Here is a 9,867-nt window from a genome sequence, read left to right on the forward strand (position 1 = left end):
CTCCAACAATGGGAAGACCACTACAACTACGATCGACCCCACGGCGCCCTCGGCGGCCAAACACCCTACGAGCGCCTCAAGCAGAAAGCAGCGGCCCCACTGTCATAGGGCTCCGTCAGTTGCACAGCGAGGGGGCGATTCGGAGCGATCAGGATGCTGCCGGTCAACGTCGTCGCCGACGCGCACCACGGCTCCTTCGGCAGTGTCGCACATCCGCCGCGCTCCGTTCGGCGCTCTCGCGGCGTATCCTCAGCCCTCCGCTGGCGCTCCGGGCCCGCGGTACTCCACGGTCACCGCACTACGCACCACGGACGTGCGGGTGGGCAAGGAGCGCCGCGACGGGGGAGTGTGTGGAGAGCTGTCCGCGCGCAGGAGGGACCCTAATCGGGCAACGCGCGTAAGCGGGACGACACGACCGGTCTTCTGGCCGTTCGATCGGCCTCCATATTCGCGCATCGCGACCGCGAGGCGTTCGACGCCGATCTGCGGCTTCCTCAGGTCGACTGATTGGCTGGCGACGTCATCCTCCCGCCAACCGAAAGGACACTGCACAACTGACGTCCGTGCCCACCCAGGCTCCGATATCGTCCAGTTGTGGTGTCGTACGCAGACCTGACCGACCGGAACGCAGTCGAGAGCGCACTCGACGAGTTCGATCGCCTCGGGCGGTGGACTTTTCTCGAGAAGTACGGCTACGTCGAGGCGAGGGACTACTTCCTCGTCACTGATGAGGGCCGGTACGACTCGAAGGCGATCTTCGCCGCCGCGTACGAAGCTCAGCATGGCGTCGCCGTCGCAAGCGACGAAATCAGCGGAGGTAAAGCGGGAGCAGCGCGACGCCTGCAAGAACTCGGGTTCGTTGTGGAGGGTCTCGACGACGAGCGAGGCCGTCGGACGTACGCCACCTTCGACGCGGCGCTACCCGAGTTTCGGATCCCGTTCGAGAATCTCACCGCCATCCGCGAGCATCTGGCGCGCTTCGATTTCAGCGAGGCCTACATCCCTCGAAGTGGCAGCTACATCGCGATGGTTCCTGCGGACGGCGGCCTGGTGCATTACATCAACCGCGGATCGATCTACTACCGCAGAGCGGATGGGACCGGTGAACTGATCGCGCTCCCCGTCAACCAGCTCGGGCGGAGCGGGTTCACACGTAACGCCACAGCGCGAAAGCCGGCCGAGGTGTGCCCCGAGTGCTGGCTCGAGCTTCCGGCGAGCGGCGTGTGCCCACACCACTGACGGAAGGCCGGTAAGAGCGTTCACAGACGATCTTGGTCGAAAGTGCACTATGGGGACTGACCGCCCCGACCTGCTTGCGAGGTGGGGCGCTACCAACAAGCCATCATCGTGGATCCCCAAACGGGCATCGCACGGTAGGGGAGCCTGGTCGCGCATGAAGTGATGCGTGACGTAAGCCTCCTCGACAACTCGATTGGCTCGCGTCCCGTATGTAACCCGATGAGGTGCCCACGGGCAGGCCGCAGCCTGGCCGCTTTGGGTCGACTTTGCGGGGCAACAGAGCGGGACTTGCCCTCCAGGCGGGTGCGCTCGACCGATCCGATTCGCGTGGCTGTCGAAAGGCGGCGGCTTGGACCGCGTAGTCACCGGAGAGCTCACACGTATGCCGCGGGCAGTTGCTGAAGTGCGGCCGCGTGGCCGAGCGGGTTGCCGTCTTCGATCCATCGCGCCAACGCGGCGGGGGCGAAGAGATTCTCGGTCGCAAGAAGCGCTGCGCCGGCGACCCCTTCGTTCTGATCGAGGGAGGCGGAACGTATGACGAGTCCGTCGGTCGCGAGCCGGGTGCTTCGCCGCTGGATAACTGCGCTGATGATGTCGAGGAAGCCGTCGCCGGTGCGCAGCACGCCGCCGCCGATGACGAGCTGCCCGGGATTGGCGAAGTTCACGAGGTTCGCCGCGACGTCGCCGATCACGTTCGCGCGAGCCTCGATCAGTTCTCGCACGAGAGCATCCCCTACCTGGGCGGCGACGCCGATGTCGCCGAGAGTGACCTGGTGCCGCTCAGCCAGCGCTTGTTCGAGGACGGGGCTTTCGGCGGCGCGCCGGGTTGCCTCGGCGAGCAGCGACCACCCGCCGGCGACAGCCTCGAGACATCCGACGAGCCCGCAGCGGCACACCGCGTCGGGCGCATCGGTGATGTGCACGTGCCCGATCTCGCCGGCGCCGCCTCGCTGACCTCGAAGCAGTCGACCACGTGAGATGACCGCGGATCCGATACCCGTTCCCAGCTTGATGAAGAGCATGTCATCGGCTGTCGGCCCTGGACCGAACGTCCACTCGCCGATCGCCATGAGGTTGACGTCGTTGTCGACCCACACTGGCGCATCGACATGTTCGCGCAGCCATGCTCGCGCGCTGAACCCGTGCCATCCGGGCATGATGGGCGGGGAGACGAGGCGGCCCGTGGTCAGATCCACCGGTCCCGGCACGCCGACGCCGATGCCCCACGCCCGCAGTCTCGGCTCGCGCGCCGCCAATGCATCGATGTGAGCTTTGACACGCGCCATCGTGGCATCTGGGCCGTTGTCGACCGACCAATCCTCGTGAGAGGTCGAGAGAAGTCGGCCCCGAAGGTCCGCGACACCGACGGTGATCTCCGACGCCTCGATCAGCACCCCGAAGACGCGTGCGGCGTCCGCGTTGAACTCGAGCAGACGGGCCTGTCGGCCGCCTTCCGATGCCGCGAGGCCGCCATCGCGGAGGAGTCCGAGCCGGAAGGCATCCTCGACCCGCTGGGTGACGACTTTCCGAGTGAGCCCGCTGACGACGACGAGCCTGGGTCGGGTCACGGCTCGCCCCGAACGGACGAGGTCCACGACGTGCGCAAGAGGCGCGGCGTCGAGCGATGCCGCGGTGCCCAGCGACGCCCCGCCCGGCGGAGCATCTCCGGAGCCTACGAACGATTCCGTGCTCATGAAGCCAGCATATGACCCTACGGGGCAGAACAGCCGAGCTGTATATTCCTCGTCGAGGCAGCCGAGCGCCAGGGAATCAGGGACAGTATGGTCGCGCATCACCGATACTTATGTGCCGAAAGGACAAATGCTGAGAGAGTGGTGTCGTGGTTCTCGACCCGGCCGCTCTCGCGAGTTGGCGACAACGACGTCTCGAAAGGCTCGAAATGACACACCTCTCACCTGAATCTCGGCGCCGCGCAGCGCTTCTGGCCGCGCCGCTGACAGCGATCCTGGTCCTCGCAGGCTGCTCCGCTGGCTCCGAAGCGGAGCCTGCGGCCACAGAAGACTCGGCACTGAGCGGATTCACCCTCATGTTTCCGAAGGCCAATGACGACGACGACGCATACGGCCAACTGGCTGAGCAGTACTCCGAGGAGACCGGCGTCAACATCGAGTTGCTTCCGTACCAAGCGGAGAGCTACAACAACCAGCTCACCACCCAACTCCAGGGCGGCAACGCGGCCGACCTCATGGTGCTCATTCCGGGCGGTGGGCAAGCCGTGACCGTGACGACCATCGCGGACGGCGGTTTCCTCGAGCCGCTCGGCGATGCGTCGGCAGCCATCATCCCGGAGGGGCAGGAGGCCCTGTTCGGGATCGACGGCACCATTTACGGCCAGCCCACCGCACTGTCCCCGACCTCGCTGGTGTGGAACGGCCCTGCCGGCGAGGAGGTCGGCATCGACGAGTACCCGGAGAACTTCGACCAGATGCTGGACGGCTGCGCCGCGGCTCGTGACGGCGGCAAGACGGTCATGGTCATGGCTGGCGCCGTCCCATTCAACACGGGACTCCTCGCGACGATCATCTCGGCGACGCGCGTCTACCAGCAGGACCCGGACTGGAACGCGCAGAGGTCCGCAGACGAGGTCACCTTCGCCGAAAGCGGGTGGAGAGAAGTGCTCGATGACATCGTCGAGATGAATGGCGCCGGCTGCTTCCAGGACGGAGTGGCCGGCGGAACCTTCGACTCCATCACCCAGGGACTGGGCGGTCAGACAGCCCTGACGGCGCCCGTTCCCGGCTCGGCGGCGGCTCAGATCAACCAGGCCGCCGGCCTCGAGCTCGACGTCCGCGCGTTCCCCCCAGCCGACGGCCAGGAGCCGTACGCCGTCGTCTCGGCGAGTTACTCGTGGGCCATCAACGCCGCCGCCGAAGATGCCGCCAAGCGTTCAGCCCAGGCCTTCCTCGATTGGGCCGCGGAGCCCGCTCAGGCCAAGACCTTCGCGGACCTGTCGGGCCTGATCCCGATCTCGGGTGCTGACGCGTCCAACGTCGCGGCGGAGTACGCGCCGATCGCGGAGATGATCGAGTCCGGCTCATACACAGGCTTCCCCGTCGAGACGTGGCCCAACCCCGCTGTCTACGACGCCCTCAGCGTGGGCGTTCAGGGACTGTTGACCGGTCAGAAGACGGTCGATCAGATCCTGGACGAGATGGACGCCGCGTGGGATTCCTGACCTGACATGCAGTAGCGCTCAGCCAGCGCGGCGCATGTCGTCCTGCTGGGGCGCCCGCCTGCTTCGACCCGGGCGGGCGCCCCGCCACCTCATCTCACGCAGCCGAACCTGACGGAATCACTATGAACCCCAACCCCGATCCCATCGTCATCATCGGAGCCGGTCCTGCCGGAATGGCCACCGCTCTCGCCCTCCACAAGGTGGGACAGCGGCCGATCCTCCTCGAGCGCTACCGCGAGGCGCGACCCGCCGGCAACATCCTGAACCTCTGGCCCCCGCCCATCAAAGCCCTGCAGGAAATGGGCGTCGACACCGTGGACCTGGGCGCCCCGTGCCACACCACCTTCCGTGGCATCAAGGGCAACATCCGGGCCGACGTCAAGATCCCCCGGGACGTCGTCGATGCCTATGGCGGCGGGTTCATCGGACTTCTGCGGCCCGAGCTGTACCGCCGCATGCTCGCTGCGATGCCGGAGGGCGTGCTCCGAACGCACGTGGAGGTCGTGGGGCTCGACGACCACGGCGACGGCGTAACGGTCACCCTCGGCGATGACAGCGTGATCGACGCCGGCGTCGTCGTCGGCGCGGACGGAATCGACTCGATGGTCCGCGGTCATCTCTGGGGACCGAGCGAGAAGCGCGAACACAAGCTTCACATCATCGGCGGATACACGTTCGCAGCGATTCCCGGCGTGGAGCGCAACGAAGTCGTCCTCACCCACGACCGGAGTGTGCAGGGCACATACTCCTCCATCCGCGACAACGGCCGAGACGGCATCCAATGGTGGGTGCTGGAAGCGTGGGACCCTGCCGCCGAACCGCCCACCGACCTGAGACAGCACGCATTGTCGCTCGCACGGCGCTTCCCAGGGCCACTGCGCGCACTTGTGCAATCGACCGAGCCGGGGCACTTCCAGCGCTGGCCGATCCGAGATCGCAAGCCTCTCCGTCAGTGGTCGAAAGGACGGATCACCCTCGCTGGCGACGCCGCGCACGCGACATCTCCCTACGCGGCCTACGGGGCCGGGATGTCGATCGGCGACGGCTACACCCTCGGTCAGGAGCTCGCGGGTATCGACCTCTCCGACACTGCCGCCGTGATCGCGGCCCTGACCCGCTACGACGAGCGACGGATCGCGCACACGACGTCGCAGGTGCAGCAGGCATTCGTGCTGGGCAAGGTGTTCCACCACGCGCCTGCATTCCTCCGACCGGTCCGCGACTTCATCCTCGACAGTACGCCGATGCTGCAGAAGCAGGTCGGTGAGAAGAGTCCGGGCGAGATCGTCGCACAGCTGGACGAGATGGGAGCCGGACTTGTCACCCGTTGAGCAGTGGCCGCCCTTCGACGGGACGTCGGCGGCCGCCGACATCATCATCGTCGGCACCGGGCCGGCCGGCGCCGCCTACGCCCGCATCCTGAGCGAGGAACGTCCGGACCTCCTGATCTTCCATTTCGATGCGGGGCCTGTGGTGAGTGACCCGCCCGGCGCTCACGTGAAGAACCTGCTGGATGACGAGGCCCGCGCGTCCGCCCAGCGGCGTTCCGAGGGTCCTGCGCCGACGGATCACGCAATGACCGACACGATGGCCGGCTACGCATCGGACGCGGCGCGCATCGTGCGGCCCGGCACCTACCTCCTTGACGACGGGTACCGGGTCGGTGACCAGGTCGGCCTGCCTGCGCTCGCGTTCTCGACGAACGTCGGTGGCATGGGTGCCCACTGGACCTGCGCGTGCCCGCGACCCGGTGAGAGCGAGCGGATCGAATTCCTCCAGGACCTCGATGACCTCCTCGACGAAGCCGAGCGTCTTCTCGGCGTCTCCGCAGATCTCATGGCCGACGCCCCCTTGGCCGGTGAGGTGCGCAAGCGCCTGTCGGAGGGGCTCGATGGACGACGGACCCGAGCCGTCGGACCGATGCCCCTCGCAGTACGGCGGGAGGCGGATGGCCGACTGTGGTGGTCAGGATCGGATGTGGTCTTCGGCGACGTGACACGAGCCAACCCGCATCACCGGCTCTTCCCCCAGACCCTCGTGACGAAGGTGCGGACGGCGGCCGGCGAGGTTCGCGGAGTAGACGTGCGATGCCTGGTGGACGGGTCAACCGCCACCATCGACGCGCCGGTCGTCGTCGTCGCCGCGGACGCCTTCCGCACACCGCAGCTGCTGTGGGCGTCCGGCATCCGTCCGCCGGCGCTAGGACGCTACCTCAACGACCAGCCACAGGTCGTCCATGCCGTCAAGCTGCGGGATGTTCCGCCTCAGGCGGCGAGTCGCGCCGCAGGGCCCATCGACGAAGCCAGTGGCGTGTCGTGGGTGCCCTTCACGGTTGCCGAGCCCTTCCACGGCCAGGTGATGCAATTGGATGCCTCGCCCGTGCCGTACGACGGCGACATCCTGCCCGGTGAGGTGGTCGGGCTGGGCTGGTTCTGCGCGAAGGACATCCGTGAGAAGGACCGGGTCGAGTTCGACGATCAGATACAAGACGGATTCGGGATGCCTGCCATGAAGGTGCACTACGAGCTCACCGAGGCCGACCGACGCTCGATCGCCGCGGCGACCTCGCAGATGGTCGCAATAGGGGACCTGCTCGGCGAGGCCGTCTTCGGCGATCCGATCGAGTTCCCGCCCGGCGCATCCCTGCACTATCAGGGAACCACGCGCATGGGCCAGCACGACGACGGGCGCAGCGTGTGCGACGACACCTGCCGCGTCTGGGGCACCACGGGTCTCTATGTCGCAGGCAATGGCGTCATCCCGACCGCAATGGCCTGCAATCCCACCCTGACGACCGTCGCCCTGGCGGTTCGCGGTGCCCGAGCTATCGCCGGCGCGGCCGTTCCCACCCAGCCGAGCGCAGAGAGGCTTGGAAGTCATGCTTGAAAGAGAGATCATCCAAAACCGCGGCGTGGAGAACGTCGTCGAAGACGGAGAGGTCACCGGCTTCAGATTCCTCGTCCGGATGCCCAACTACCGTGGCGCCTACGGTCGCCTCATCGACGGGATCGATGTGCGAGTCGGCGACCACCACTGGGAGCGGACCATTCCGCTGTGGACCCTGCACGGCGCCCAGTACTCCCTCGACGAGCTCCAGGCTTCGCACCTGGACGTGCATTGGGATCTCGATGAACCAGCAGTCATCACCGTGCCGCATCCCGGGGGACTTGCTCCGGGAGTGCACGACTTCGACATCGAGATCGCGATCCATGCTCCTTACATCCCGGCGAGATTCCAGCCATCCCTGTTCCACGCCTCACGGAAGGTCACGGTGGTCGCATGACCGGCCAGAGCTCGTTCAAGTACGGAGTATCGCTCTACAGCTACACCGGCGACATGAACACGGTCCTGACACTCGAAGATGCGATGGCGGAGATCGCGTCGGTCGGTGCGACGGGCATCGAGATCCTGGGCGAGAGCAACATCCACCGATACCCGTCGCCGCCGGCATCCTGGATCGATCACTGGTGGTCATCGATTGAGGAGCACGGACTGACTCCGACGAACTACTGCTCCTGGGTCGACATCGGCCTCTCCCGCGGCCGCGATCTCACGCGTGAGGAAGGAGCCGCCATCCTGCGGCGTGACATCGAGCTGGCGTCATCACTCGGCTTCACCACCATCCGACCCAAGTTCGGGGTGGTGAGCATGGAACTCGATCCGCACCCGGACTGGGAGCCGATCGTGGCAGCCAACCTCGATCTCGCCGCCGACCGGGGCATCGTCATCTGCCCGGAGATCCACGCGCCGACCCCGATCAAACACAAGGTCGTCGACGATTACATCTCGTTCATCGATCGCACCGGCACGGACCACTTCAAGTTGATGATCGACACCGGCATCTTCCAGCGCGAAGTCACGACCGCCGTGCAGCCCGGCATCAGCGAGGAAGGGCACAAAGAGGGATGGATGCGTCCGCTCGCCGTTCCGATGACCGACCTGGTCGACGTGCTGCCATACGTGGGATTCATCCAGGCCAAGTTCTTCGACATCGATGAGCACCTCGTGGACGCCCAAGTCCCCTGGAAGGAGATCATCCAGACGCTTGTGGCGAACGACTACGACGGATGGCTCTCCAGCGAGTACGAAGGAGATCGCGTCGCCTACCGCGGGCAGGAGCAGGTTCGGCGTCATCACGCTCTGATGCGTTCGATCGAACGCGACGTGCGCTCCGCCTGACGTCCGTGCAGTGGCACTCGCGTCCGACTGACAACGGGACACCGGCGGCCGGCACCGCCAAGACAAACCGGCGGGATCACATCCGGACACGTGGGCAGGCCGCGCGACCGAAGAGCGCCACGGTCGTCATCCGAGCGCACGGCGTGCTGGCATCCGTGCTCGACATCGCGGTCAAAGACCGCCGCATCCCGCACAACCCCGCGCGTGGTGTCGACAACCTGCCCCGCAAACATCGCAAGGCTCACCGCTACCTCAGCCACGAGGAGATCGAGCGACTCGCGACGGCATCCGGCGAGTACTCGACCCTCGTATACCTCGCCTCGTACACGGGGCTGCGCTGGGGAGAGCTGACCGCATTGCGGGTGCGCGACGTGGATGCGCTGCGGCGACGTCTTGCGGTGAACCAGAACGCCGTGCGCGTAGGCGCCGACATCCACGTCGGCTCGCCCAAGACGCACGAGCTGCGCTCTGTCCCTTATCCGGAGTTCCTCGAGTTGCCGATTGCCAAGATGTGTGAGGGCAAGACGCGCGACGGGCTGCTCTTCGGTGACGGAGCGGACTATCTTGGCCGTCCGCGCTCGTCGGGAGCATCGCGGTCGTGGTTCATGACCGCCCTCGACACCGCGGGGCTCGAGCGGATGACCGTGCACGACCTCCGTCACACGGCCGCGTCGCTCGCAATCAGTTCAGGGGCGAACGTGAAGGCGGTGCAACGGATGCTGGGGCATGCGTCCGCCGCGATGACGCTGGATGTTTACGCCGACCTGTTCGACGACGACCTCGACACGGTCTCCGTGTCGCTGAATGAAGCGCGGAACGCTGCGATCGCGCACTGAGCAACCGGGCCCATCCCACCCCGGATCCCTACCCGGGCACGGCTCACGCGATCGTTGACAATCGTCTCGCAGAGGGTGCGCTAACTGGCCGCTCATCCGCGTTAGGAAAGGGCTGTGGATCCGAGCAATCAATGCCGGTGTTCTGTGATCGCTCGACGGCGTGCCGGCAAGGGACGTGTTTGCGCCACCTTTCCAGTGAGTCCGCAAGATGCGACCGGCGGCGCGGTACCGAGGTTCGTTCGTTCGTGGCCGCTCATCATCGGTGTCGACGACGCTCGAAAAGTAGGCCGATGCGACGTCTTGTATTCCAGCGGTCATCGCAACGAGGGGTGATTCTCGGAGGCTAGCAGGCCAGCGAAGAGGTCTGCTGGGGCTCGATCTCCGAGGGTGATGCGCGGCCGGCGATTGAGCTCGTTC

At 66.3% G+C, this 9,867-nt stretch carries 9 protein-coding genes; 8 read left to right on the top strand and 1 reads right to left on the bottom strand.

The genetic code is table 11. The features are described from left to right. A partial coding sequence (locus tag RS82_RS22005) for an integrase core domain-containing protein (protein WP_157005214.1) occupies positions 1-108 on the top strand: 108 nt, incomplete at its 5' end. A 489-nt stretch (positions 109-597) separates the two neighbouring features. After that, on the top strand, positions 598-1,239 hold the full coding sequence (locus RS82_RS20485) for a ScoMcrA-related endonuclease (RefSeq protein ID WP_157005224.1): 642 nt from the start codon (positions 598-600) through the stop codon (positions 1,237-1,239). A gap of 374 nt (positions 1,240-1,613) precedes the next feature. Here RS82_RS20485 and RS82_RS00160 read toward each other — a convergent pair whose 3' ends face one another. After that, entirely contained in the window at positions 1,614-2,933 is a 1,320-nt protein-coding gene (locus RS82_RS00160; protein ID WP_052676605.1) for an ROK family protein, read from the bottom strand. A gap of 353 nt (positions 2,934-3,286) precedes the next feature. On the opposite strand from RS82_RS00160, the gene RS82_RS00165 reads away from it, so the two are divergent. From RS82_RS00165 to RS82_RS00185, 6 genes are all read left to right on the top strand, one after another. Next, entirely contained in the window at positions 3,287-4,435 is a 1,149-nt protein-coding gene (locus RS82_RS00165; RefSeq protein WP_245619464.1) for an ABC transporter substrate-binding protein, read from the top strand. Between the two features lie 122 nt (positions 4,436-4,557). Next, the gene (locus RS82_RS00170) at positions 4,558-5,766 is read left to right on the top strand and encodes an FAD-dependent oxidoreductase (protein WP_045296065.1); all 1,209 of its coding nucleotides are present in this window, start codon (positions 4,558-4,560) and stop codon (positions 5,764-5,766) included. Then, a complete protein-coding gene (locus tag RS82_RS00175; protein WP_045296066.1) occupies positions 5,753-7,321 on the top strand; it encodes a GMC oxidoreductase in 1,569 nt (522 codons plus the stop codon). Before RS82_RS00170 ends, RS82_RS00175 begins: the two co-directional genes overlap by 14 nt. Beyond that, positions 7,314-7,718 carry a C-glycoside deglycosidase beta subunit domain-containing protein gene (locus tag RS82_RS21720; protein ID WP_245619465.1) on the top strand — a complete coding sequence of 135 codons (405 nt, stop codon included), beginning with the start codon at positions 7,314-7,316 and terminating at the stop codon, positions 7,716-7,718. Before RS82_RS00175 ends, RS82_RS21720 begins: the two co-directional genes overlap by 8 nt. Then, positions 7,715-8,614 (top strand): sugar phosphate isomerase/epimerase family protein, encoded by a 900-nt coding sequence (locus RS82_RS00180; RefSeq protein ID WP_245619466.1) that lies wholly within the window; start codon positions 7,715-7,717, stop codon positions 8,612-8,614. The genes RS82_RS21720 and RS82_RS00180 overlap by 4 nt, the downstream gene beginning before the upstream one ends. A 143-nt stretch (positions 8,615-8,757) precedes the next feature. Further along, positions 8,758-9,450 carry a tyrosine-type recombinase/integrase gene (locus tag RS82_RS00185; protein ID WP_245619467.1) on the top strand — a complete coding sequence of 231 codons (693 nt, stop codon included), beginning with the start codon at positions 8,758-8,760 and terminating at the stop codon, positions 9,448-9,450. Positions 9,451-9,867: the final 417 nt, after the last annotated feature.

The organism is Microbacterium trichothecenolyticum, assembly GCF_000956465.1.
GTDB lineage: Bacteria > Actinomycetota > Actinomycetes > Actinomycetales > Microbacteriaceae > Microbacterium > Microbacterium trichothecenolyticum.

Excerpts from the sequence above, each read along its gene's own strand:
- RS82_RS00160 (WP_052676605.1), bottom strand. The coding sequence starts at position 2,933 with ATGAGCACGGAATCGTTCGTAGGCTCCGGAGATGCTCCGCCGGGCGGG.
- RS82_RS00165 (WP_245619464.1), top strand. The coding sequence starts at position 3,287 with ATGTTTCCGAAGGCCAATGACGACGACGACGCATACGGCCAACTGGCT.
- RS82_RS00170 (WP_045296065.1), top strand. The coding sequence starts at position 4,558 with ATGAACCCCAACCCCGATCCCATCGTCATCATCGGAGCCGGTCCTGCC.
- RS82_RS21720 (WP_245619465.1), top strand. The coding sequence starts at position 7,314 with ATGCTTGAAAGAGAGATCATCCAAAACCGCGGCGTGGAGAACGTCGTC.
- RS82_RS00180 (WP_245619466.1), top strand. The coding sequence starts at position 7,715 with ATGACCGGCCAGAGCTCGTTCAAGTACGGAGTATCGCTCTACAGCTAC.